Below are 23,583 nucleotides of genomic sequence, written 5' to 3' on the forward strand. Positions count from 1 at the left end.
AGATGATGTTAATTCATTACTCATCTGGTATCCACTCCTCGCTGACGGCCCATGATGCCTCTCCGTCATGGGACACCGACCTTCAAAACGGACACTACTCCTCCCGGTGCGAACGCTTGTTCAAGGCGTCGCGTCCCTGGCGGATGCCCTGCTGGAAACTGGAGAACCGGCTGCGCACCCGGTCTGCGGACCGCGAGGTGATCTGCTTGAAGTTCTCCGGCGTCGGGACGGTTCCCGGGACCAGGTTGGCCTTGGGGACCCGCTTGGGCAGGCCCGACGCGGTGATCCCGCCCGCGATCGGCTCGCTGACCCGCTCGGCAGCGGTCTTCCAGCCGACGTCGGCCGCGGAGCGCCACTCGTCCTCGGGACGGGTCTGTCCGGAGGTGCTGCCGGCCGGAGGGGTGGTGCCGAGTCCGTCGGGGGTGTTGACGGCGGTGATCGGACCGGTCTCGGTCACCGGGACCGCCGGGTTGACGGTGCGGCGGCGGAACCAGTTCGACTCGATGGAGTCGAAGATCGGCAGCGGCTCGTCGGGCTCGTGCTCCGGGGAGGGGGGGATGATCGTGTTCTGGCTGCCGCCACCCGTCCCGTACCGCTTGGACAGGTAGGCGGTGGAGCCGTAGCCCTCGCGGACCTCCGGACGGTCCGAGGCCCCGCTGCTCGTGTAGGGCTTGTTCAGCGGGCTCTGCCAGTTGCGGCTCTCCCCGCCGAGCCGGCTCGGCCCGCCGAGCGGGTGGGCGGAGCGCTGCTCGGGCCGGTCCACGGAGTAGCCGTAGACCTGCCGGCGGTCGGAGCGCGCGGGCTCCGCCGGAGCGGGCCGCGGAGGCTCCGCCGCGGGCGGCGGGGTCACCGGGCTCTCGTGCTGCGGTGCGGGAGAGGGCGCCGACTGGGCCGCGGCGCGGGCGCGCTTGGCCCACCCGGCGTCCCACAGGTCCTGGCCGCTGGGCGGGTGCTCCGGCGGACGCTCCTGCTGGGAGCGCTGTGCGGCGCGCGTGGCCGGGTCGGGGCGCTTGGGCAGACCGGACGGCGTGCTGGTGCGCTCCCAGATCGGACGGTCGTTGCCCTCCGGCGGCTGCCACACGCTGTCGGCGGGGTCGGCGGGCGCCGGCGAGGACGCGAAGGCCGCGGTGGCCTCGGCGTAGGTGTCCGGCACCGCTCCCCGAGACGGGCCGAGCGCCGGGGTGGCGGGCTCGATCGGGGTGATGAGCAGGTCGTGGGGGAGGGTCACGGCCGCGGTGATGCCGCCGTTGTGGGCGGCGCTGAGCCGCACCCTGATGCCGTGCCGGTTGGCCAGGCGGCTGACCACGAACAGGCCCATGCGGCGGGAGACCGCGACGTCGATGAGCGGCGGCTCGGCGAGCCGCTGGTTGGCGCTCTCGATCTCCTCCGGCGGCATGCCGATGCCCGAGTCGGTGATCTCGACGACGACCTCGCCGCCGTCCATCACCTGGGCGGTGACCGAGACCTGGGTGTCCTGCGAGGAGAAGATGGTGGCGTTCTCCACCAGCTCCGCGATGAGGTGGATGACGTCGTTGACCGGGCGGCCCAGGACCGAGACGTGCGAGGGGGCGCGGACGTTGACCCGCGCGTACTGCTCCACCTCGGAGACCGCGGCGCGCAGCACGTCGACCAGCGGGACCGGCTGGGCCCACTTGCGGGTGTTGTCCTGGCCGGAGAGCACCAGCAGGTTCTCGTTGTTGCGGCGCATGCGGGTGGCCAGGTGGTCGAGCTGGAACAGCTCGGCCAGGCGCTCGTCGTCCTGCTCGCCCTGCTCCAGGCGCTCGATGAGGCGGAGCTGCCGCTCCACCAGGCTCTGGCTGCGCCGGGAGAGGTTGACGAACATCGCGTTGACGTTGGTGCGCAGCGCGGCCTCGTCGGAGGCCAGCCGCAGCGCGGCGCGGTGGACCTCGTCGAAGGAGCGGGCCACCTCGCCGAACTCGTCGGCGGAGTCGATCTCGATCGGGGTGATCTTCACCTCGCCCGGCCGCACGTTGGTCTCCCGCATCCGGCCGATGGCGTCGGGCAGGTCCTTGGCGGCGATGCGCGTGGCACTGTCGCGCAGCACGCGCAGCGGGACGACCATGGTGCGCGCCACCCACGAGGTGGTCAGGACGACGAAGACGAGCACGAGGAGCACGCCGAGGCTGTCCAGCAGCAGCAGGGAGCGGCCGCTCTCCTTGTGCTGGGTCGCCTCGGTGCGGACCGTCGTGGCCAGGGAGCTCTCGACCTGGGCCAGGCTCTCCATGGCGCTGAGGGCCGTCTCCTCGTAGGTCTCCGGGCCGTCGCCGTCGGTGAGGCCGGTCAGCGCCCGGCCGTCCTCGGCCCGCAGCAGGGCGCGCAGGCGCATGGTGCCCAGGCGGCTGACGTCCAGGCCGCCGTAGTTGTCGTCCAGCAGCGCCTCCTGCTCGGGAGTGGCGCTGTTGCGGAAGTTCCGGATCTCGTTGTTGTAGCGCGCCTGGGTGTTCTCGATGGCCTCCCGGACGCCGCCCGACATCGAACCGCGGATCAGGGAGTGCAGCATCAGCGCGGTCTCGTAGGACTGGTCGTCGCGGGCCCGGCCGAGCGAGCTGAGCGCGCGGATGCTCTCCCGCAGCGTCGAGGACCGGTCGGTGGTGTTGGCCAGCGTCTCGACGAAGTCGGTGAGGGTGTCGATGATCTGGCGGTACTTGGTGACCGCCGGGAGCATCGTGACCCGGGTGTTGGCGACCTCCTCGCGGACGCCGTTGAGTTTCTCCAGGGCCTCCAGCATGGACTCGAGCCGGTCCTGGACCACCGGGTCCCCCGGGTCGCCCAGCTCGTTGGCGCCCGCGCGGACGTCGTTGAGCTCCTGGTCGACGACCTTCTGCTGCTCTTGCAGCGCGACCGCGCGCTCGTCGGAGCGCCGGTCGGGGTTGGGGTTGTCGGCGATGTAGGCGGCGACGAGCATCCGCTCGTGGCCCAGCTCGTTGCCCAACTGCACGATTTCCTCGGCGAGGATCACCATCGCCTCGGTGCGCTCGTGCCTGAAGGTGATCAGAGCGCTGTCGGAGATCCTGATGACGCCCAGGAGCAGAGCCGCCGCCGTGGGAACGACCACGAGCGCCACCAGCCGGGAACGGACGCGCCAGTTCCGGGGGTGCCACCGTCTGGCGGGGCGCTTGGCCGCGGCCTCCTTTTCGGTCTGCTCCGGCACATCGTCGTGGGCATCAGCGCCGTTGTTCGTCGCTCGTGTCGACACGGACCCTCGCAACCTTTCGTGTCACCGCCTGGGGCCCCGGGGGCGAGCCCCATGGGGGTGGGTACCGGACAGCACCACCCGGCCCGCTGTGAAGCCACAGTGTGCCGTCTGAGGTGTCATGTGTATGGAACCCGGTATCGGGAAGAGAGAACTCGTCGCCGCAGGACGCACCTCAGGGGGCTTGAGGTGTCACGCGACGCTGTACCGGGAACAGCGTGCGTGAGCTGTTAGCGTACCAATCAGGACAGATGACCCGCACTACCCTGATCGTCCCTAATCACCGGAGTTACCTACGACCGGTTTATACCGTCCAGCCCGACTGGTCCAGTCTTTCCAGGCTGTTTAGGCCGAAATTCTCCCCGTCACAGGACCGGTCGACGCCCATTCCAGCACATGGATAACTTTTTGCCCACGCCCCGTCCCCAGGCTGGGGAAAACCCGGCGGTGGCCGGACCTCCGGAATTGGGACGGGCGCGGGCGACCGGCTCAGGTGCCCGTATCCGTCCCGACCCGAAGCTCGAAGGAGCCCAGCGGTCCCGCCTCCACGAAGAACTCCGCCCCGGCGGCGACCGGGCCGGTCCGCGCGGGCAGCGAGCCGACCGGCTCCGTGCCCGCCCCGGGGGCCCGCCACGGGCCGTCCCCGAGCACGCCCTGCGCCGCCGGGAGGTCGTCCACGCTCACGGAGACGGCGAGTGCGGCGCCGTCGGCCTCCTCCGCGGTGACCAGTGCCGGCCCCAGGGTCAGCGCGACCGGCTCCCCCTCCCCCGCGGTCCACAGGCAGGCCGGGGTGTACCCGGCGACCTGTCCCGTGCCGTACCGGAACGCGACCGCGCCCACTTCCGCGACCAGTTCCCGCTCCCCGGCCGGGAGCACCACGCCGTCGTCGGTGCCGCGCACCAGGCCCGGGGGGACGGCCACGGGCTCCCGCCCCGCGCGGTGCAGGACGACGGGCCGGTCGGGGACCAGCGGGGCGCACAGCCGCGTCTCGAACTCCACGATGATCTCCACGGGAGCCTCCAGCGCGCGGCGGTGGGCGGCCGCCAGCGCGTCGGCTCCGCCGGCCAGCAGCCCGGGGACGTCCTCGCCGCCCGGACAGCCGAAGACACAGCCGTCGTCCACCACTCCCGGCCGCCGCTCGCCCCCGCTCGGGGAGAGATAGGTGACCCAGCGCATCGTCCACCCCCTGCCGTCCGGGTCCGCCGCCGTCGCGGACACCGGTCCTGGAGGAAACCTACCGGCTCCGGTCCGCGGCGCCCGGACGGGAGGCGCCGGACGGCACGCTCACAGCGGATTGTGCTCCTTGCCGGTGCCGCCGCACATGCGGCACCGCTCCAGCACCCGGACCCAGCCGATCACCCCGTCGGCGTCGCGTCTGGGCCGCTCCGGCCGCCACTGGCCGGTCCCGCCGCAGCAGCGGCACGGATAGTCGGACCGGCTGCACCACTCGCACCCGTCCACCGCACACCGCGTGAGGAGCGTCTCCACCGGCTCCTGCCCGTCCCCTGTCGTCGTTTTCTCCACCATTCTCAGAGGTCAGCGTGGCACAGCGGGGGCGGCCCCGTCCACCGCCGGAACGGGGTCGCCGCCGGGCGGGATCACCCGGACTCCCGGATCATCAGGTGGGTCTCCAGAACCAGCCGGACCGGCTCCCTGGTCTCGCCCGTGATGCGGTCGACCAGGAGGCGCGCCATCTCCCGCCCCATCAGTTCGGTGGGCTGGTTGACGCTGCTCATCGGCGGCTCGGCGTGCTCGGCCACGGTCGAGTCGTCGTAGCCGATCACGGCGACGTCCTTGGGCACGTTGCGCCCCGCCGCGCGCAGCTCCCGCAGCGCCGCCAGCCCCATCAGGTCGGAGGCCGCGAACACCGCGTCCAGGTCCGGGTGGCGCTCCAGCAGCTCCCGCATGGCGGCCACGCCGCTGTCGTAGGTGAAGTCGCCGTAGCTGACCAGGCTCTCGTCGTACTCCAGTCCGGCGTCGAGCAGCGCCTCGCGGTATCCCTGGAGACGTTCCACGCCGGCGACCATGTCCTGGGAGCCGGCGATGGTGGTGATGCGGCGGTGGCCGGTCTCGATCAGGCGCTGGGTGGCCTGGCGGCCCCCGCCGATGTTGTCGATGTCGACGTAGGACACCTGCTCCTCGGGGACGCCGAGCGGCCGGCCGCCGTAGACGTAGGGCACCCCGGCCTCGTCGAGCATCTGCGGCAGCGGGTCGTCGCGGTGCGGCGACAGCAGCAGGACCCCGTCGACGTGCTGGCCCGCCAGGTAGCCGCCCAGCCGCTCGTGCTCGGCTCCGGAGCGGCCGGTGGCCAGCACGAACTGGAAGCCCCGGTCGGACAGTGCCACGCCCACGCCGAGGACGATCCCGGCGTAGAAGGGTTCGGCGAAGAGCCGCTGGTTGTCCTCTGCCACCACCAGGGCCACGGTGTCGGTGCGTCTGGTGACCAGGGTGCGGGCCGCCCGGTTGGGCACGTAGCCCAGCTCCTTGATCGCCCTCTTCACTGCCTCCCGTGTGGTCGGGCTCACCTGGTCGGAGCCGTTGATCACGCGGGACACCGTCCCGCGGCCGACTCCTGCCAGGGCAGCCACCATCTCCAGTGTCGGACGCCGCCGACGCTCCATCCTCTTCCCCCAACCCACGACCACGCCGTCCCGGTGGCCTCCTTGTCTCTATTTCTATCTTGGAAGTCACCGGGACGGCGAGGTTCTGACCTTGTTATCGGAGCTGCTACTGCTGCCCGACGATGCCTCCGGCCCGGACGACCCGCGAGTACCACAGGCCGCTGTCCTTGACCGTGCGGACCTGGCTCTCGTAGTCCACGTGCACGATGCCGAAGCGCTTGCCGTAGCCCAGCGCCCACTCGAAGTTGTCCAGCAGCGACCAGGCGAAGTAGCCCTTGAGCGGCACCCCGGCCTCGATCGCGGCGTGCACCGCGCGCAGGTGCGCGTCCAGGTAGGCGATGCGCTCGGTGTCGTGCACCGCGCCGTCGACGACCTTGTCGTCGAAGGCGGCGCCGTTCTCGGTCACGTAGAGCGTCAGCCCCGGGTAGTCGTTGGCCAGCCGGGTGAGCGTGTCGTACATGCCGCTGGCGTCGATCGGCCAGCCCATGGCGGTGACCGGGAGGCCGGGGTCGACGTCGACGACGTGCTCGCTGCCCACCGACGGCGAGTAGTCCTCCGAGGGCAGCCGGTCGGAGCCTCCGTTCTCCCGGTTGCCCGACACCCAACTGGGGTTGTAGAAGTTGACGCCCATCATGTCGAGCGGCGTGGAGATGATCTCCAGGTCGCCGTCCTTGACGAAGCCGTAGTCGCTGATCCCGGAGACGTCGGCGAGCAGGTCCTCCGGGTAGCGGCCCTTCACCAGGGGTTCGGTGAAGATGCGGTTGCGCAGCGCGTCGATGCGGCGCGCGGCGTCCCGGTCGGCCTCGCTGTCGGTGTAGGGGCGCACCGTGGTCTGGTTGTGCACGATGCCGACCTTCGGGGCGTGGCCGGCCTGGCGGCCCAGCTCCCGGATGGCGTTGGCGGCCAGGCCGTGGCCCAGCATCAGGTGGTGCGCGGCGGCCAGCGCGGCGGCGGGCTCGCGGCGGCCCGGGGCGTGCACGCCCGAGGCGTAGCCGAGGAAGGCCGAGCACCACGGCTCGTTGAGGGTGTTCCAGTGGGTGATCCGGTCGCCCAGACGGGAGTAGACGATCTCCGCGTAGTCGGCGAAGCGCTTGGCGGTGTCCCGGTTGGGCCAGCCGCCCTCGTCCTCCAGGGCCTGGGGCAGGTCCCAGTGGTAGAGGGTCGGCCACGGGTCGATGCCGGCCTCCAGCACGCAGTCCACGAGCCGGTCGTAGAAGTCCAGACCGGCCTCCAGAGGCTTGCCCTTGCCCTCGGGCTGGATGCGCGGCCAGGCGATGGAGAAGCGGTAGGCGCCGACGCCCAGGTCCCGCATGAGCGCGACGTCGTCGCGGTAGCGGTGGTAGTGGTCGCAGGCGGGGTCGCCGGTGTCACCGTTCTCGACCTTGCCGGGGGTGGCGCAGAAGGTGTCCCAGATGCTGGGGCCGCGGCCGTCTTCCGTGGTGGCGCCCTCGATCTGGAACGAGGCGGTGGCCACCCCCCACACGAAGTCCTCGGGGAAATGAATGTCCGGTTTTGGTTCCTCCTCGGTCTGGCCGAGCGAGGCTGTCGACTGCGAGGTCACTTGATGGCCCCTTCCATGATCCGGCCGATCAGTTGACGGCCGAGGACGAAGAACAGAATGAGCAGGGGGAGTGTGGCGACGACGGACCCGGTGAACATGAGCGCGAAGTCACGCGAGTACGCCGACTGGTTGAGCTGGTTGATGGCGATCTGGACCGTCGGGTTGGCCGGGGTCAGCACCGCCAGCGCCCAGGTGAACTCGTTCCACTGCGTCATGAACGTCAGCAGGCCGAGCACGACCATCGCGGGCCGGAGCGCGGGCAGGACCACGCTCCAGTAGATGCGGAAGGTGGAGCAGCCGTCCATGCGGGCCGCTTCCAGCAGTTCGTCGGGGATCGCCTGGACGCAGTACTGCCGCATCATGAACACGCCGAAGCCGCTGACCATGAAGGGCACGATGATCGCGATGATCTGCCCGCGCCAGCCGAACCACTCCATGAGCATCAGCAGCGGGATGATTCCCATCTGCACGGGCACGGCCATGGTCAGCACCACGCCCACGGCGGCGGCGTTGCGGCCCTTGAACCTCAGCTTGGCCAGGGCGAAGCCGGCCAGCGAGGAGAAGAACACCACCGACAGGGCGAGGACGGTGGCCGACACCGCCGAGTTGATCAGACCGAGCGTGAAGTTGGCGGAGGTGTTGGCGAAGAGGCGTTCCAGGTTGTCCAGGAAGTTGCCGCCGGGCCACATGTAGGGCGGGCGGGCGGAGGCGGCGGCGGAGTCGCGGGTGGCCACGACGAACATCCACCACAGGGGGAAGAAGGAGAGCAGGACGGTGAGGGAGAGCCCGATGTAGGTCAGCGGGGTCGCCTCGGGCACCCCGGTGCTGCCCTTGTTCTTCCGCTTCTTCTCGGCGGGCTGGGGCGCCGCGGGGGCGGTGCCCTTGGGCGGAGTCAGGGTGGTGGTCATCATGCCCCCTTGATCCTGCTGCTGAGCAGCGCGTTGAGTGCGCTGAGCACCACGACGAGCATGAACAGCGTCCAGGCGATCGCGGAGCCGTAGCCGTAGTTGTTGAAGCGGAACGCCTCCTCGAAGATCAGCATCATCGTGGTCTGGAACTGTCCCTGCGTGCCGCCGGCGACACCACCGAAGATCACCGGCTCGGTGAACAGTTGCATCTGGCCGATCGTGGAGACGATCACGGTGAAGATGATGGTGGGCCGCAGCATCGGGACGGTGATCTGCCAGAACTGGCGGGTCCGGGACGCTCCGTCGATGGAGGCGGCCTCGTAGATGTCCCTGGGGATGGCCGACATGGCCGCCAGGTAGATCAGCGCGTTGTAGCCGGTCCAGCGCCAGTCGACCATGACCGCGATGGCGACCCAGGAGCTGAAGGTGCCGCCCTGCCAGTTGATCGGGTCGATCCCGAAGAAGCCCAGGGCGTAGTTGATGAGGCCGAACTGGGTGCCGAAGAGCTGGGAGAAGACGATCGCGACGGCCGCGACAGAGGTCAGGTAGGGCAGCAGCAGGCCCATCCGGAAGAAGTTGACCGCGCGGACCTTGCGGCTGAGCGTGTCGGCCAGGTACATGGCCAGCAGCAGCTGCGGGACGACGGCGATGACGAAGATGCCGAAGGTGTTGTACAGCGAGTTCCAGAACTTGCCGTCCTGGACCAGCCGGACGTAGTTGTCGAGCCCGACGAAGCCCTGGTTGCCGCCCAGCAGCGTCCAGTCGTGCAGCGACACCCAGACGGTGTAGACCAGGGGGAACAGGCCGAAGATCGCGAAGAGGATGAAGAAGGGAGAGATGAACAGGTAGGGGGAGACCTTCAGGTCGAGCCGGGTCCAGAAGATCTGCCTGCGCTCCCGCTTGGCGTTGGCGTCGTTCCCGGGCGGGGAGAGGACCGGTTCCTCCTTGCCCCCGGGCGGTGCGCCGCCGTGGCTGAGAAGAGTCACGTCAAGCGCTCCTCGTCTAAGAGAGATCAGATGTCAGATGGATAGAGAGGAGACGGCCCGTCCGAGCCGTTCGGGGGTGGAGGCTTCGGGGAGGTGGGGACAAGCCGTCTGACGGAGATGCTCCGTACGGGGTTGGCGCGGACCCGCCCCGCGGGGTCGGCCGCCGCTGCGGGCGGAGGGCGGGGCGGGTCCGCGTGTGGTCGTCACGGCCGGCGGAGTTCCGGCCGCTGGCCTGTTACTGGCCGGAGGCGCGCTTGGCACCCTCGATCGCCTGGTTCCAGGCCTCCTCCGGGGAGACCTGTCCCTGCTCCATGGCCTCCAGGGCCTTGCGGAACTCCTCGGAGACCTGGGCGTTGTGGATGCCGTAGTAGACCGGCTTCAGCTCCTTGGCGGTGGTGGCGTAGATCTCGCCGACCGGGGCCTCGTTGAAGTACTCGCGGGTGAACTCGGTGACGGCCGGGTCCTCCAGGGCCTGCGGCGAGGAGGGCAGCGTGTTGGCGGCGTTCCACGCGGAGATCTGGCCCTCGGGGCTGGTCAGGAACATGGCCAGCTTGGCGGCCTCCTCCGGGTGCTCGCTCTGGGTGGTCACCGCGAGCCAGGAGCCGCCCCAGTTGCCGCCCTCGCCGGGAACGCTGGCGACGTCCCACTGGTCGCGGCCGCTCTCACCGGCGGTGTTCTCGATGTGGCCGAGCATCCAGGCCGGGCAGGGCAGGGTCGCGAAGACGTTGTTCTGGATGCCGGCGTTCCACTCGTCGGACCACATCGGCAGGTTGGCGGAGAGGCCCTCGTCGACCATCTTCTCCACCAGGGCCCAACTGTCCTTGATCACCGGGTTGGTCTCGGCGACCAGGTTGTTGTCGGTGTCGAAGAAGGTGTGGCTGCCGCTCTGGGCGTTGATGGCGTTGAAGTAGGGGGTGACCGTGGAGATGAAGGACGCCCCGGTGTCGGCCTTCTGGAACTTCTTGCCGACCTCGATGAAGTCGTCCCAGGTCTCCCAGCTCGCGCTGACCTCTTCACGGTCGGTGGGCAGGCCCGCGTCCTCGAAGAGGGTCTTGTTGTAGCACATGCTCATGCCGCCGATGTCGGTGCCCAGACCGAAGATCTCCCCGTTCGGGCCCTTGCCCATCTCCCACTTCCAGGGCAGGAAGTTCTCCTCCAGGTCGGCCGCACCGTACTCGGCGAGGTCGACGAAGTTGTCGCCCTGGCTGAGGAAGAACTGCTGGACGATGCCCTCCTCGATGGCGACGATGTCGCCCGCACCGCTGCCGGCGGCGATGTTCTGCTGGAGCTGCGGCACGTAGTCGGCGTTCAGGTCGGTGACGTTGTTCTCTTCGATGACGATGTTCGGGTTCTCTTCCATGTACTGCTCGAAGAGCTCGTCGTACCCGAACACACCGAAGGTGTCGACGGTCAGGGTGATCTTGCCGTCCTCGGCCGCGTCGTCCCCGCCGCCGCTACACGCCGCGGTGCTGAGGAGAGTGACCACTCCCAGTGTCGCAGCGGCCATCTTCCAGTGCCGACGTTCAAAAGTTCGCATGTGTGCGACCCCTCGCTCAGAGTGGAATGTCTTGGATCGCGTCCCTTGGATCCCCCGCTTTGGGAGCGCTCCCAAGAGCGTGGCCCACACCACTGTGATCCGTCAATCCCGGATCCCGCCTGCGCAACACAACCGTTACCTGAAACACCTTGCACACCGCCCAGTAACCCCTCAGGCCCCGCAAAAGCACAGGGAGAACGGGTGGTGAACGAAACTTTTCGCCCTGCCGCCCGCCCCGAAAGCCCCGCCGAACCGCGGCCGGAGGCCGGATCCGGCCCCGCCGGAAGACGGGGACCGCACGGCCCGAAGGACCGCCGCCGGCGCCGCCTTCTCCCCGGTCACCGCATGTGCGGCGCCCCGCCTCCCGGCTGCGGGGCGCCCGGCACAGCCGCAATCTGTGATGTAGATCACGCATAATTTCCGTTTTCTCCCACAGAGGCGCCTAAACTCGATATCCGCCGAGTGTGTGGTGGCTGCCCGCCCCTGGACTGTCCCGGGTCGGCCCCCTCGGCCCATCCCAGAAGCAGGGGCCCGCTTCCCGTCGGGCGGCCGACGCCGCCCCAGGACCTCTGTGCGACCGAGGAGCGAAGAAGTGCTGCCCAAGCATTCGAGCGGCGACGGCCGAGAAGACCCCTACGCCGATTTCTGGGCGCCCGATCCGACCGACGGAACCTGGCGCGACCACCTGGCAGACCTCGTCGAATCCCTCACCCCCCGCGCGGGCCGCCCCAGCCGCCTCCCGAGGGCCGCCGCGGCGCTCTCCCTCGTCCTGGCCGCGACCTCCCTCTCCGTCCCCGCCGCACCCGCGGCCGCCGCGGCCCCCGCCGCCCCGGTGGCGCCGACCGAGAGCCTGGACTCCCTGCTGGAACGGGCGGACGCGCTGAGCGAGGAGTACAACGGCGAGCTCCGCGACATGGAGGCCGTCATCGCGGAGGCCGAGCAGGCCCAGGAGCGCGCCGACGCCACCCGCAAGGAGGTCGACGAGGCCCGCGAGCAGGTCCGCTACCTGGCCGTCGCCACCTACACCAGCAGCGGACTGGACCCGGCGCTGAGCCTGCTGCTCTCCGCCGAACCGCAGGAGATCATCGACACCGCCACCGTGGTCGACCACCTCACCCACACCAACAGCGACAAGATCTCCTACCTGGTCGAGGCGATGGAGCGCGACGAGAAGGCGCAGGCCAACGCCGAGGAGAAACTGGAGGCGGTCGAGGCGGACCTCGACGAGCTGGAGGCGCGCCGCTGGGAGGTCCGCCGACTCATCGCCGACTACCCGGTGCAGCAGATGGGGCCGCCCGACAACCTCACCCCGCGGACGCGCCAGATGCGGGACCTCATCATCGAGAAGTTCGGCCGCAACGACGAGAACGGCGGGGTCGGCTGCTACCGCCCCAACGGCGGCTGGGTGGTCGGCGAGCACCCCAAGGGGCGGGCCTGCGACTTCATGGTCAACCCCAACGGGCAGATGCCCACCCCCGAGCAGCAGGCGCACGGCCAGGCGATCGCCGACTGGGCGGTCGAGCACGCCGAGGACCTCGGCATCATGTACGTCATCTGGCGCCAGGAGATCTGGGACATCCGGCGCAACAACGGCTGGCGCCCCATGGCGGACCGCGGCAGCATCACCGAGAACCACTACGACCACGTGCACATCTCGATGTTCTGACCGCCGGGCGGGGCGGCCCCGGGGCCGCCCCGCTCAGCCGCCGAACACCGGCGCGTACATCCAGGCGGTGCACCTGACGCAGACGGCGAGCACCGCCGCGATCGCGCCGAGGAAGACGAGCCAGGACAGCAGTCCGTGCCTGGGCGGTCCGTCGTACTCGGGCGGCTCCGGGTGAGACGGCATCCTCTCCCCCTGGGCTTCCGTCCTCACAGCGGCCACCCTACGTCCGCGGTCTCCGACGCTCCAGAGGACTCGCCTGGTCCGGCCAGACAGGTTTGGCGGCGCCCGCGGACGTCACGGGACCGAATAGGACGTTTTCCGCGGTCAGCGGAAGAGACGCAGGTCACCTCGCTACTTCACGGACGACGGGGCGGTCTTTTTCACTCGTTTCCGGACGTCCGCCCACCTCGGAGATCGCAATAGGACAACGATTCGACACCAGTGAGCACCGTGTGTTCCAAAAGGATGACAATTCCCCCCTTTTTGCCCCCGGTGGTCCTGGCTGGCTTCATTCTTATTGAAGATAAGATCTCAAAGCTTTGTCATCAGCGCAGGGCTTCGACCCGGCCGAGCCGCCGTCCTCAGCGGTCCCGGGAGAACACCAGTGGAACCGCGAACGAGTCAACGCGCGTCCCAGTCCTGACGTAAGCAGCTCGCGCGAGGGGAGTCATGAGCGACAACGGACCCTACACCCAGCCACCCCAGTACCCCGGTGGCGAGGGCAACTCAGGTGGGCAGCCCGGAGCGTACGGAGGCGCCTACGGCCAGGGCGGGCACCCCGCTCCCAACCCCGGGGGACAGCCCGGGCCCGGACCCAACACCGGGGGGCAGCCCTCTTTCGGCACCGGCGGACAGCCCGGGTACCCGGGCGGCCCCTACCCGCAGCCCCCCTACGGGGACGGGGGAACCGGTGGACAGCAGCCCCCCGGGTACGCCTCGGGTCCGTATCCGGGCATGGGCGGTCCGCAGTACCACCAGGCCAACCAGCCCCCCTACCCCCAGGGCTACCCCCCGGCGCAGCCCCCGCAGTCCGGGAAGAGCAGCGCGGGCCTGTGGATCGTGATCGCCGGTGGCGTGGTCATCGTCCTGCTGATCGTCGCGGTCGTCGTGGTGCTGTTCAGCCGGGGCGGCGGCGAGCCCCCGGCGGCCGGCGGGCAGACCCAGCAGACCCAGGCGCCCGGCTCCCAGGGCGACGAGCCGGGCAGCGGCGGGGGCGGTGACGCCACTCCCTCCTCCGACGGTCCGCCGTACTCGCCGCCCGAGGACCCCTGCTCCGTGCTGTCCGAGGGCACCCTCGACAGCTTCGGCGCGTCCGACAGCAGCAAGAACATCACCGACTACTCGTCGAGCTGCTCCTGGAGCACCGTGGTGGACGGGCTCTACGGGACGCTGACCGTGGAGTACTCCACCCCCTTCAGCGGCTCCGACTCGGTCGAGGCGGCCAAGGACGACTACGCGTTCGAGTACGACTACGCCACCGACGAGGAGTCCTCCATCTTCGACATGAAGGTGATCGAGGAGCAGCAGCTCGACTACGGCAGCGAGTCGGTGATCGTCTTCGTCCAGGAGGAGATCATCTCCCCCGGCAACCGGACCACCGTCCTGATCCGCCAGGACAACATCATCGTCTCCGTCGAGTGGAGCGTCAGCAACTTCGACTCCGACGACTACCCGCAGACCTTCGACGACGTGGAGAGCGTCATGAAGACCGCCGCCGAGGAGGCGCTGAGCGCGCTGTAGCCCCCGGTCGCCGGAGCACGACGGGAGCGCGGGTCCCGACCCGCGCTCCCGTTTCCGTCTGCACGCACCGCGGCGTTGTCAGCGCCCCGGGTGGACGGGATACTACTCCCTCGCAGAGCGCCCCGACCCGCCGGTTCCGAAAGGACGCCCCTGTGATCACCGTCGTAGGTGAAGCACTCATCGACCTCATCAGCGCCGAGAGCGGCACGTACCGCTCCGCTCCCGGCGGCGCGCCCGCCAACACCGCGGTCGCGCTGGCCCGGCTCGGTGTGGAGTCCTCGCTGCTGGCGCGGATCAGCACCGACCGCTTCGGCCGACAGTTGCGCGCCTACCTGGGATCGCGCGGTGTGAGCACCCGCGACCTGGTCACCGCCGAGCAGTCCACCACCCTGGCCATCGCGACCCTCGACGAGACCGGCCACGCCAGCTACGACTTCTACGTCCGCGACACCGCCGACTGGCAGTGGCGGCCCGAGGAGCTGCCCGACCCGATCGCCGACGACGTCCTCGCCCTGCACACCGGTTCACTGGCGATGGCGATGCCGCCGGGGGCGGCCGTGCTGGAGGAGTGGGTGGCCCGGCAGCGCGGCCGGACCGTGATCAGCTACGACCCCAACATCCGCCCCGCGCTGGCGGGCAGCCCGGCCGAGGCCCGGGAGCGGGTGGAGCGCCAGGTGGCGCTGGCGGACGTGGTCAAGGTCAGCGACGAGGACGTGCGCTGGCTGTTCGAGCACGACGCCGACGCCGACCCCACCGACCTGCTGCTGGAGACCGCCCGCTCCTGGCTGCGCCGGGGTCCGGTGCTCGTCGCGGTCACCTGCGGCGGGGAGCGGACCCTCGTCGTGGTGCGCGGCCGGGAGGACCGGCCGCTGTCGGTGGTGCCCGAACCGGTGGAGGTCGTCGACAGCGTCGGCGCGGGCGACGCGTTCTGCGCCGGGCTGCTCGACGCCTTCGGCCAGGCCAAGGCCCTGGGCCCGGGCGGCCGCGACCGACTGGCGGCGCTCACCGACGCCCAGCTCACCGTGTGCGTGGAGCACGCCCACCGGGTGGCCGCCCACACCTGCCGGCGCGTGGGCGCCGACCCCGGCGAGCTCGACTTCGCCCCGCTGGAGTTCTGATCCGCCCCTGCGGGGTTTCCGGGGCCGGGCGGGGACAGGTGATGGTCACCGTCAGGGGACTGCCGGAGGCCCCCGGAACAGGAAATTCTTGATTCTGGGGTTCTCCCCGTGATTTCTGCCCGGACGGGCCTACACTAGGAGTTTGTGGGTCATTGACATGCACGGTCGGCCAGGGCGCACTCCCGGCCGACGTACCGGCGACGCCCCGTCGCCAAGGTTCCCCGAGCCTGGGACGGTGCTGGGCGACGGCCCACACGCCCTCCGTTCGTTCCTCGCCCGGTCGAATCCCCATGTGCCCCTTCGGCACGTCAACACCGGAATCCTGTCTGGAGGGACGGGCTGATGTCCGTTGCGTACGCCCGTGACTACGCCTGGCTGGAGGAGAGCCAGCCCGACCTGGCCGAGGCCTACTGCCTGAGCTATGTCAGAGGACTGTCCAAGACCGAGGCACTGTGCCGGCTCGGCGCGGACGAGCGGGCACTGCGCTCCCTGCCCATCGCCGAGGCGGTGGAGGCATGCCTGTGCGCCGAGGAGGAGCCGCCGCTCACCGCGCACGCCCTGACGCTGGACGGGTGGACCGTGATCGTGGAGCCGACGGGCTGCTCCTGCACGCGCCCCCAGGTGTACCGGAGGCTGTCGGCCGGAACCGAGCTGGTCTGCGTGCGGGTGGTCATGGGCTACCGCTACGAGTTCCGCTGGGTGGTCGACGGCGTGCTGCGCCTGGTCTTCGACGCGCGCCTGCCCGACCAGCGCGGCGGCTCCGACCCGGACTGCCTGGCCGAGGACATGCGCGCCCTCGGGCTGACCGGTGAGACCGGCCCCGACGAGAGCGAGCTGGCCCCGGCCCTGCTGGCCCTGGCCGGGCGGGTCACCGGGGTGCGGCTGCGCCCCGAGCACCTCAGCGGTCCGCTGCTGGGCGCCGAGCTGGACGCGCCGGTGCCCGCGGCCGCCCGCTGAGCCGCCCGCGGGCGGCTCAGGCCGGGGAGCGGTCCGCCGCCGGGTCCACGTCCGCGCCGACCGCGTCGGCGATCGAGGCGTAGCCCTCGCGGCGGGCCAGTTCGGCCAGGCCGCGGTGGATGCGGCGGGGCCACAGCGGCCCGCCGTAGATGAGGCCCGTGTAGCCCTGGACGAGGCTGGCGCCCGCCCGGATGCGCTTCCAGGCGTCCTGCGGGGTCTCGATGCCGCCGACCGCGACGAGCACCAGCCGGTCCCCCACACGGGCGCGCAGCCGGCGCAGCACCTCCAGGGAGCGCTCCTTGAGCGGAGCCCCGGACAGCCCGCCCGCGCCGACCGCGGCGACCTGGGCGGGGTCGGTGGACAGCCCCTCCCGGGAGATGGTGGTGTTGGTGGCGATGATGCCGTGCAGTCCCAGCTCCACGGCCAGGTCCGCGACCGCGTCCACGTCCTCGTCCGCCAGGTCGGGGGCGATCTTGACCAGCAGCGGCAGGTCGGGGCGTCCGGCCTCGTCGAGGGTGCGGCGCACCGCCTCCAGCAGCGGGCGGAGCCGCTCGGCGGCCTGGAGGTCGCGCAGGCCCGGCGTGTTGGGCGAGCTGACGTTGACCACCAGGTAGTCGGCGAGGTCGGCGAAGCGGCGCGCGCTCGTGACGTAGTCGGCCACGGCCTCCTCGTCCGGGACGACCTTGGTCTTGCCGATGTTGACGCCGATGACGAGGTCGCGGGCGCGGCGGGCGCGCTGGGCGCGCAGCCGGCGCGACACCGCTTCGGAACCGTCGTTGTTGAAGCCCATCCGGTTGACGACGGCGCGGTCGGCGACCAGGCGGAACAGCCGCGGCCGGGGGTTTCCGGGCTGCGGCCGGGCGGTGACGGTGCCGATCTCGACGTGGCTGAACCCGAGGGCGGTGAGGCCCACGACGCCGCGGGCGTTCTTGTCGAAGCCCGCGGCCAGGCCGAGCGGCCCGGAGAACTCCCGGCCGAGCACGCGCACGCGCAGTTCCGGTTCGCGCGGACCGAGCAGGCGGCCCATGAGGCGGGCCGTGCCGGGCACGGCGCTGAGCGCGCGCAGGGAGGCGAAGCTCACCCGGTGGGCCCGTTCTGCGTCGATGCGGCGCAGCAGGGCGTGGAAGAGGAACTGGTAGAGCACGTGTGGACTCTACCCCTCGGTGCCGCGGTCGTGTTCGGCGAGGAAGCGCTCCAGCTCCGCGCCCAGCTCCTCGGCGGTGGGCAGCTTCGACTCGTCCCCCGACAGCAGCGAGTCGAGGTCGAGCCCGTTGTGGGCGGCCATGAAGTTGTCGTACTGGGCCTCCAGGTTGCGCACCACGCGCTGGACGTCCTCGGAGGACTCCACCTGGCGGTTGATCTCGTTGTCGGTCTTGTCGGCCTCTTCGGCGAGCTTCTCGGTGGGCAGGGACAGGCCCGTGGCTCCCGCGACGTACTCCAGCACGGCGAGGCCGGCGCGCGGGTACTCGGACTGGGCGAGGTAGCTCGGCACGTGCACGGCGTAGCCGATGACGTCGTGGCCCGCCTGTCCCAGCCGGTACTCCAGCAGCGACATGGCGTTGCCCGGCACCTGGATGCGGCCGACCCAGGGCGGGTGCTCGGAGACGAGGTCGGGGCGGGTGGCGTGCGGGGTCGCGGTCATCGGGCGGGTGTGCGGGACCGCCATGGGGATCCCGTAGAAGCAGACGGTCAGCCGTACCGACAGGCGCTCCACGAGCTGGCGGACCGCCGCGGCGAACTTCTCCCACTCGCGGTCCGGCTCCAGGCCGTGCAGCAGCAGGAAGGGGGTCCCCTCCAGGTCGCGCACGAGGTAGAGGGAGAGCACGGGGTCGGTGTAGGCGCCCCAGGAGGTCTCGTCGAAGGTCATGACCGGGCGGCGGGACCGGTAGTCCAGGAGCCTGTCGATGTCGAAAGCGGCGAGTTCGGTGGTCTCCAGTCCGTCGAAGAGGGCCGCCACCGCCTGTTTTCCGGCTGCTCCTGCATCCACGAAGCCGTCCAGAGACACCAGGAGGACCGGGGAGGACAGCTCGGGAAGGTCGGATCGAAGCTCGTAGAGATCAGCGGGATCTCGCACCTGGACGGGTCTCCGTTCTCACGTTTCCGTGTGATCGGGTCTTCAGGATACCGACCCACGGTTGACTGGCCGTAAAACCTCAATGTCGGCAACCCGGATTCACGTTGCTCTATTTCCGTTTTAGCACTGTTTGCGGATCTTGAGAGTGCGCAGCCGGTTGAGTGCGGCGGCCACCTCCTGGCGGCGCACCGCGGCGTAGTCGCCCTGGTAGCCGCGGCCCAGGAAGGTGACGCCGTGGTCGTGCAGGGCCTCGTCCAACAGGTCCAGGGCCTGCCCCAGCGTCCGCTCCCCGTCGAGGAACCCCTCCTCGACGAGGGCGCGCAGCGCCAGCCCCAGGCCGATCACCTGGGAGGGGTCCACCAGTTGGGCGAGGAAGCGCAGGTCGATGTCGGTCTCCCCGAAGGTGAGCACGTCCATGTCGCGCCGTTTGATCCGGGTGCGCCCGCGGGCCGAGGCGTCCACCGAGGCCGGGTCGACGACGCGGCGCGCCGGAGCGGTCAGGGCGGCGTCGCGGCGCGGGCGGGCCAGGCCGCGGGCCCGCTCGGTGACGTCGTGGGCGCGGTAGGCGTCCAGCAGGACCACGTGGTCGGCCACGTCGAAGTAGTCGCCGCTGGCGCCCATGACCAGCACGGTGGAGACGCCGTGGTCACGGCGGAGCGGCCGGACGAGGTCGACGAACGGGGTGAGCGGCTCGCGGTCGCCGTGGACCAGTTGCTGCATGCGCTCGTCGCGGATCATGAGGTTGGTGGCGGTGGTGTCCTCGTCGACCAGCAGCACGGAGGTCCCGGCCTCCAGCGCCTCGGCGATGTTGGCGGCCTGGGAGGTGGAGCCGGAGGCGTTGTCGGTGGCGAAGTCGGCGGTGTCGGCGCCGGTGGGCAGGTTGCGCACGAACGCGCTGACGTCGGTGCGCTCCACCCGGCGCCCCTCCTCGGCGCGGATCTTCACCGCGTCGGCGCGGGTGACGACGAGCTCCCGGCCGTCGCCGGGCACGTGGTCGTAGACGCCGCGCTCCAGGGCGTGCAGCAGGGTGGACTTGCCGTGGAAGCCGCCGCCGACGATGAGGGTGATCCCCTCGGGGACGCCCATGCCGGTGACCCTCCCCCGGTGCGGCAGTTCCACGGCGACGCGCAGGCTCTCCGGGGAGGTGAAGGGGACCGCGTCGGGCATGGGCAGGTCGCTGACGCCGCTGGCGCGCGGCAGCACGGCGCCGTCGGCGACGAAGGCCACCAGCCCGAGGCGGGGGAGCTGTTCGCGCAGCGCGACGGTGTCGGCGACGCTGTCGGCGAAGGCGGTGGCCTCCGCGGCGTCCAGGGCCTGCCAGCACAGGTCGTCCACCAGGTCGGGGACGGTCTCGCACAGCGCGCGGACGGCGCCGCGGCCGTCGATGCGGCGGCCGTGCCCGGGCAGCTCCACGCCCAGCCGCAGCTCGACGGCGCCGTCCCGGATCTGGCCGGAGGAGCGGTCGAGGACCTGCTGTCCCCCGGCGTCGATGCGCACCCGGGTCCCCCTGAGCAGCCGCCGGGCGCGGCGGATCAGGTAGTCGGCGGTGGCGCGGCGGCGCACCGGGTCGCGCCAGGCGTGCTCGGGCATCCCCGCGGTCTGCGCGGGGATGCGCACCAGAAGCCGGGAGGGCGGGGCGAAGGGGTCGGCCTGGACCTTGCTCACGGTGAGCGTGAAGTCGCCGAAGTCCCAGTCGCCGACCAGCGACTTGTAGCGGCCGTAGGAGGCGCCGTCCATGCGGCGCAGCTCCTCCTCCAGCCGCCGGGCGTCGCGACGCCCCCGGACCGGTTCGACCTCGCGGCGCCGGTGGCCCTCGCCGCCCCTCCGCTCGTCGCGGTCACGTCCGTACCGCCTGCCGCTGTAGCCCGCAGACATGGCCGTGTGCACTCCCCCGTGTGGTCGACTGCCAGGTGCACCAGCATGCCACGGGAACGCGGCCGGACCCGGCCGGTCGGCGGTCCGGCCGTCTGCGGGCGGCGGCCGGGGCTCAGGCCTGCGGGTAGCGGTCCAGCCAGCCGGGGGCGGCGGCCGGGTCCTCGGTGGTGAACGCGGTGACCAGGTCGTCGGCGAGCGCCAGCAGGTCGTCGCGGCCCTCCACCGGGTCGGCCAGGGTGCGGGGCAGGGCGGCCTCGCCGTGCCGGGCGCCGAGGAGGTTGCCGCAGACCGCGCCGGTGGAGTCGCTGTCGCCGGAGTGGGTGACGGCCAGGGCGAGGGCGTCGGCGAACTCGTCGGGTGCGGGGTGGGCCAGCGCCGCGTACACCGCGATGGCCAGCGCCTCCTCGGCGACCCAGCCCGCGCCCAGGGACTCGACGGCCTCGGCGCCGGGCTCACCGTCGGCGGCCGCGTCGCGTGCCGCGAGCAGGGCCTTGGTGGTCTCCTCGTGGCCGGGGCGGGTGCGCAGCGCGGCGAGGGCCGCATCGAGTGCGGCGTCCAGGCCGTCTCCGGCCACCAGTCGGCGGACCAGCAGCGCGGTGGCCCCCGAGGCCAGCCGTCCGGTGGGGTGGCCGTGGGTGAGCCCGGCGGCCTGCTCCGCCCAGGTGAAGACCTGTTCGTCGGTGGCGGCGTGCTCGGGCAGCAGGCCGAAGGGGGCGCTGCGCATGACGCCGCCGCAGCCCTTGGAGGCGTTGGCGGCGGCCTCTCCCCTGGCCTGGTGTCCCCGTGCGGCCTCGGACAGGGCGGTCAGGCAGGTGTTTCCGGGGGCGCGCCGGGCGTGCAGCCAGTCCCGCCCGGCCAGCCACCCGTCGTACCCGCCGGCGGGCGCCCCGCTGTGCTGGGTGTGGTACCAGCGCAGGTAGGCGTCGTGGACGGCGGGCACCGGGGCGAGCTGCCCGCCGCGGACCGCCTGCCGGCTGCGGGCGCGCAGGAGTCCTTCGACGGTCCACAGCGTCATCTGGGTGTCGTCGGTGACCAGCGCCCGCGGGTCGGCGTGGGAGCGCACGCCCGCGGGGCCGTGCGCGGCGCGGATGGCGCCGAGCGTGTCGAACTCCACGGGGGCGCCGAGCGCGTCGCCGAGGGCGCCGCCGAGCAGGCAGCCGCGCACCCGCGCACGGTACCCGGCGCGGTCTCCGCCGTCCTGTGCCATGGGGGAACCGTCCTTGTCTCCTCGGGGTCGGGGGCAGCAGCCAGCATGCCAGCGTCCCTGCTCCCGCGGGAGGGGGCGGTCCCGGGCGGCGCGTGCCGCCCGGGTCAGGACCGGCGGTGGTGGCGGCCCTCGGGGCGGGCGAGGCGGACGATCTTCCTGCCCGCGACGACCGCGGCGGTGGCGACGACGGCGAGGGTGACCCCGGCCGAGACCATGGGGACCTCGTTGGCGACGAGGTCGAGGTCGGGCTGGTCGGCCGCGGTGACCGCGGTGGTCTGCCCGCCCTCCTCCGGGGCACCCGGGGCGTCGGCCGCCTGCGGCGCGTCGGTCTGCGCCGCGGCGTCCTCCTCGGGGGCGGCCTGGGCGCCGTCGGCGGCCCCGTCCTGCGCGGGCTGCTGCTCCTGCTGCTCGGCGGACTCCTCCGGCTGCTCGTCCTCGGCCCCGCCCTCCCCGGTCTTGGCCTCCTCGGTCTCGGACTCCTGGGACTCCGGAACCGGGGAGACCGCGCTGTCGCAGGGCTCGGAGGGGTTCTGGAAGGGGTGCGGGGTGCCCGGGGTGCCGTTTCCGTCACCCCACTCGGTGATGAAGTACTCGACGGTGATGTGCCCCTCGCCGCCGCTGACCGTGTAGCTGCTGCTGTTCCAGGACTCCCCGGTCAGTTCGGCGAAGGTCTTGCCGTCGATGTCGAGCATCACGTCGCAGCCCTGGGAGGGCTCCCCGGGGCCGCGGTCGCCGATGAAGAAGTCGGCGGTCTTGCCCTCGTAGACCACGTAGCCTTTGGTGCCCAGCGGCCAGCTCGGCGCCGCGAACAGGCCCTTCTGCATGGGCTCGCCGGAGGCGGGCGCCCCGGTGTCGCCGTTGATGCCGGAACCGTCGTCCCAGAAGTAGGAGGCTTTGACCTCGCCGTGCAGCAGCACGTCATCGGTGGGCTTGGAAGGTGTCATGGAAATGCCAAGGGGTCGGTGGCGGGAACGTGAGCGGGCCCGGACCGGGGTGCGGCGCTCGCGGGGAGCGCGGCAGGGACGCCTCGACCGTCGGGTCGGGCCGGATGCGCGGCCACCGTCACAGACAGCGGGTCTAGGGGGGTCAGCGGAGCACTGGCCGTGCCCCGCACCGCGTGGCGGGTCCACCCCGGCGAGCGCCTGACGACGCTCGTAGGGGCCGCTCGGTTGACCGGTTCTTGACAAAAGTCTGATTACAAACCGGCAACGAGGACTCTAATCGACAAAACACCCCAAAAAGCATCAAACAGGGTAAAATTACGCTCGGTCGCGGTACCGCCACCCTCCGGGCCGCACCGCAGGGCCCGGACACGCCGCGGGGGCGGTCCGGACCTCCGGACCGCCCCCGCGACCAGCTCTTCTCGGCCGCTCAGGTCACCTGGGCGCGCCGGGCGAAGCGGGGATCGCGCCACTCCCCCGACGCGACGACCTCCACCAGCGCGGTGGCCGCGTCGTAGACGTCCACGTACCGCAGGTACAGCGGAGCGAAGCCGAAGCGCAGGATGTCGGGCGCGCGGAAGTCCCCGACGACCCCTCGGGCGATGAGGGCCTGCACCATCGGGTAGCCGTCGGGGTGGCGCAGCGAGACCTGGCTGCCGCGCCGGGCGTGCTCGACCGGGGTCGCGCACTCCAGCCCCGCCTCGGCGGTCAGCTCCAGGAACAGGTCGGTCAGTGCCAGGCTCTTGGCGCGCACCTGCCCCAGGTCGACGCGCCGCCACAGCTCCAGGCTCGCCTCCAGCGCGGCGGCGGCGATCAGCGGCTGCGAACCGCTGAGGAACCGGCTCACCCCCGCGGCGGGCTCGTACTCCTCGGTGAAGTCGAACGGCCGCGCGTGCCCGTGCCAGCCGCTGAGCGGCTGGCGGGCGTGCGCGTGGTGGCGGCGGGCCGCGTAGGTGAAGGCGGGCGCGCCCGGTCCGGCGTTGAGGTACTTGTAGGTGCAGCCCACCGCGAAGTCCGCGCCCGCCCGCGACAGCTCGACGGGCAGCGCGCCCACGCTGTGGCACAGGTCCCACACCACGAGCGCGCCGTGGGCGTGCGCCAGTTCGGTCACGGCGGCCATGTCGCGCAGCACGCCGGTGCGGTAGTCCACGTGGCTGAGCAGCAGCACGGCGGCGTCG

General features: G+C 71.5%; 19 protein-coding genes. 4 read left to right on the forward strand and 15 right to left on the reverse strand.

Going from position 1 to position 23,583, the window contains the following annotated elements; translation table 11 throughout:
- Positions 1-94 precede the first annotated feature (94 nt).
- The 8 genes from AC529_RS00245 to AC529_RS00280 form a co-directional block, all read right to left on the reverse strand.
- Positions 95-3,217, reverse strand: a complete 3,123-nt coding sequence (locus AC529_RS00245; protein WP_068752919.1) for a sensor histidine kinase — start codon at positions 3,215-3,217, stop codon at positions 95-97.
- A gap of 486 nt (positions 3,218-3,703) precedes the next feature.
- Complete coding sequence (locus AC529_RS00250) at positions 3,704-4,432, reverse strand: hypothetical protein (protein WP_332307028.1); 729 nt, start codon at positions 4,430-4,432, stop codon at positions 3,704-3,706.
- Positions 4,433-4,498: 66 nt separating this feature from the next.
- Complete coding sequence (locus tag AC529_RS00255; RefSeq protein WP_068752920.1) at positions 4,499-4,741, reverse strand: hypothetical protein; 243 nt, start codon at positions 4,739-4,741, stop codon at positions 4,499-4,501.
- A gap of 71 nt (positions 4,742-4,812) precedes the next feature.
- Positions 4,813-5,835 (reverse strand): LacI family DNA-binding transcriptional regulator, encoded by a 1,023-nt coding sequence (locus tag AC529_RS00260; RefSeq protein WP_068752921.1) that lies wholly within the window; start codon positions 5,833-5,835, stop codon positions 4,813-4,815.
- Between the two features lie 106 nt (positions 5,836-5,941).
- Positions 5,942-7,396 carry a GH1 family beta-glucosidase gene (locus AC529_RS00265; RefSeq protein WP_068752922.1) on the reverse strand — a complete coding sequence of 485 codons (1,455 nt, stop codon included), beginning with the start codon at positions 7,394-7,396 and terminating at the stop codon, positions 5,942-5,944.
- On the reverse strand, positions 7,393-8,304 hold the full coding sequence (locus tag AC529_RS00270; RefSeq protein ID WP_068752923.1) for a carbohydrate ABC transporter permease: 912 nt from the start codon (positions 8,302-8,304) through the stop codon (positions 7,393-7,395). The genes AC529_RS00265 and AC529_RS00270 overlap by 4 nt, the downstream gene beginning before the upstream one ends.
- Positions 8,304-9,290, reverse strand: coding sequence for a carbohydrate ABC transporter permease (locus tag AC529_RS00275; protein ID WP_083947825.1), 987 nt, complete (start codon positions 9,288-9,290; stop codon positions 8,304-8,306). The genes AC529_RS00270 and AC529_RS00275 overlap by 1 nt, the downstream gene beginning before the upstream one ends.
- Before the next feature lie 235 nt (positions 9,291-9,525).
- A complete protein-coding gene (locus tag AC529_RS00280; RefSeq protein WP_068752924.1) occupies positions 9,526-10,827 on the reverse strand; it encodes an ABC transporter substrate-binding protein in 1,302 nt (433 codons plus the stop codon).
- Positions 10,828-11,419: 592 nt separating this feature from the next.
- Between AC529_RS00280 and AC529_RS00285 the strand changes: the two genes are divergently transcribed.
- Positions 11,420-12,493: a coiled-coil domain-containing protein gene (locus AC529_RS00285; protein WP_068752925.1), complete on the forward strand. Its 1,074-nt coding sequence runs from the start codon at positions 11,420-11,422 to the stop codon at positions 12,491-12,493.
- A 33-nt stretch (positions 12,494-12,526) separates the two neighbouring features.
- Here the strand turns inward: AC529_RS00285 and AC529_RS20245 are convergent, their stop codons facing one another.
- The gene (locus AC529_RS20245) at positions 12,527-12,676 is read right to left on the reverse strand and encodes a hypothetical protein (RefSeq protein WP_198156245.1); all 150 of its coding nucleotides are present in this window, start codon (positions 12,674-12,676) and stop codon (positions 12,527-12,529) included.
- A 486-nt stretch (positions 12,677-13,162) separates the two neighbouring features.
- On the opposite strand from AC529_RS20245, the gene AC529_RS00290 reads away from it, so the two are divergent.
- From AC529_RS00290 to AC529_RS00300, 3 genes are all read left to right on the forward strand, one after another.
- Complete coding sequence (locus AC529_RS00290) at positions 13,163-14,233, forward strand: hypothetical protein (protein ID WP_068752926.1); 1,071 nt, start codon at positions 13,163-13,165, stop codon at positions 14,231-14,233.
- 152 nt (positions 14,234-14,385) lie between these two features.
- Positions 14,386-15,351, forward strand: coding sequence for a carbohydrate kinase family protein (locus AC529_RS00295; RefSeq protein ID WP_068752927.1), 966 nt, complete (start codon positions 14,386-14,388; stop codon positions 15,349-15,351).
- Positions 15,352-15,693: 342 nt separating this feature from the next.
- Positions 15,694-16,308, forward strand: a complete 615-nt coding sequence (locus AC529_RS00300) for a DUF6461 domain-containing protein (protein WP_068752928.1) — start codon at positions 15,694-15,696, stop codon at positions 16,306-16,308.
- Positions 16,309-16,324: 16 nt separating this feature from the next.
- Here the strand turns inward: AC529_RS00300 and AC529_RS00305 are convergent, their stop codons facing one another.
- The 6 genes from AC529_RS00305 to AC529_RS20675 all read right to left on the reverse strand — a co-directional run.
- Positions 16,325-17,452, reverse strand: coding sequence for a quinone-dependent dihydroorotate dehydrogenase (locus AC529_RS00305; RefSeq protein ID WP_068752929.1), 1,128 nt, complete (start codon positions 17,450-17,452; stop codon positions 16,325-16,327).
- 9 nt (positions 17,453-17,461) lie between these two features.
- Positions 17,462-18,382, reverse strand: a complete 921-nt coding sequence (locus AC529_RS00310) for a proteasome assembly chaperone family protein (RefSeq protein WP_068752930.1) — start codon at positions 18,380-18,382, stop codon at positions 17,462-17,464.
- Positions 18,383-18,502: 120 nt separating this feature from the next.
- Complete coding sequence (locus tag AC529_RS00315; RefSeq protein ID WP_068752931.1) at positions 18,503-20,257, reverse strand: ABC-ATPase domain-containing protein; 1,755 nt, start codon at positions 20,255-20,257, stop codon at positions 18,503-18,505.
- A 112-nt stretch (positions 20,258-20,369) separates the two neighbouring features.
- Complete coding sequence (locus AC529_RS00320) at positions 20,370-21,464, reverse strand: ADP-ribosylglycohydrolase family protein (RefSeq protein ID WP_068752932.1); 1,095 nt, start codon at positions 21,462-21,464, stop codon at positions 20,370-20,372.
- Between the two features lie 104 nt (positions 21,465-21,568).
- Complete coding sequence (locus AC529_RS00325; RefSeq protein WP_068752933.1) at positions 21,569-22,408, reverse strand: hypothetical protein; 840 nt, start codon at positions 22,406-22,408, stop codon at positions 21,569-21,571.
- Between the two features lie 427 nt (positions 22,409-22,835).
- The coding region (locus tag AC529_RS20675; protein ID WP_232306509.1) for an aminotransferase class V-fold PLP-dependent enzyme at positions 22,836-23,583 on the reverse strand (748 nt) is incomplete at its 5' end.

Source organism: Thermobifida cellulosilytica TB100, assembly GCF_001517975.1.
Taxonomy (GTDB): Bacteria; Actinomycetota; Actinomycetes; order Streptosporangiales; family Streptosporangiaceae; genus Thermobifida; species Thermobifida cellulosilytica.

Coding starts and splice junctions, on each gene's coding strand:
- AC529_RS00300 (WP_068752928.1), top strand. CDS start 15,694: ATGTCCGTTGCGTACGCCCGTGACTACGCCTGGCTGGAGGAGAGCCAG.
- AC529_RS00260 (WP_068752921.1), bottom strand. CDS start 5,835: ATGGAGCGTCGGCGGCGTCCGACACTGGAGATGGTGGCTGCCCTGGCA.
- AC529_RS00315 (WP_068752931.1), bottom strand. CDS start 20,257: ATGTCTGCGGGCTACAGCGGCAGGCGGTACGGACGTGACCGCGACGAG.
- AC529_RS20245 (WP_198156245.1), bottom strand. CDS start 12,676: ATGCCGTCTCACCCGGAGCCGCCCGAGTACGACGGACCGCCCAGGCAC.
- AC529_RS00255 (WP_068752920.1), bottom strand. CDS start 4,741: ATGGTGGAGAAAACGACGACAGGGGACGGGCAGGAGCCGGTGGAGACG.
- AC529_RS00270 (WP_068752923.1), bottom strand. CDS start 8,304: ATGACCACCACCCTGACTCCGCCCAAGGGCACCGCCCCCGCGGCGCCC.
- AC529_RS00280 (WP_068752924.1), bottom strand. CDS start 10,827: ATGCGAACTTTTGAACGTCGGCACTGGAAGATGGCCGCTGCGACACTG.
- AC529_RS00320 (WP_068752932.1), bottom strand. CDS start 21,464: ATGGCACAGGACGGCGGAGACCGCGCCGGGTACCGTGCGCGGGTGCGC.
- AC529_RS00290 (WP_068752926.1), top strand. CDS start 13,163: ATGAGCGACAACGGACCCTACACCCAGCCACCCCAGTACCCCGGTGGC.
- AC529_RS00325 (WP_068752933.1), bottom strand. CDS start 22,408: ATGACACCTTCCAAGCCCACCGATGACGTGCTGCTGCACGGCGAGGTC.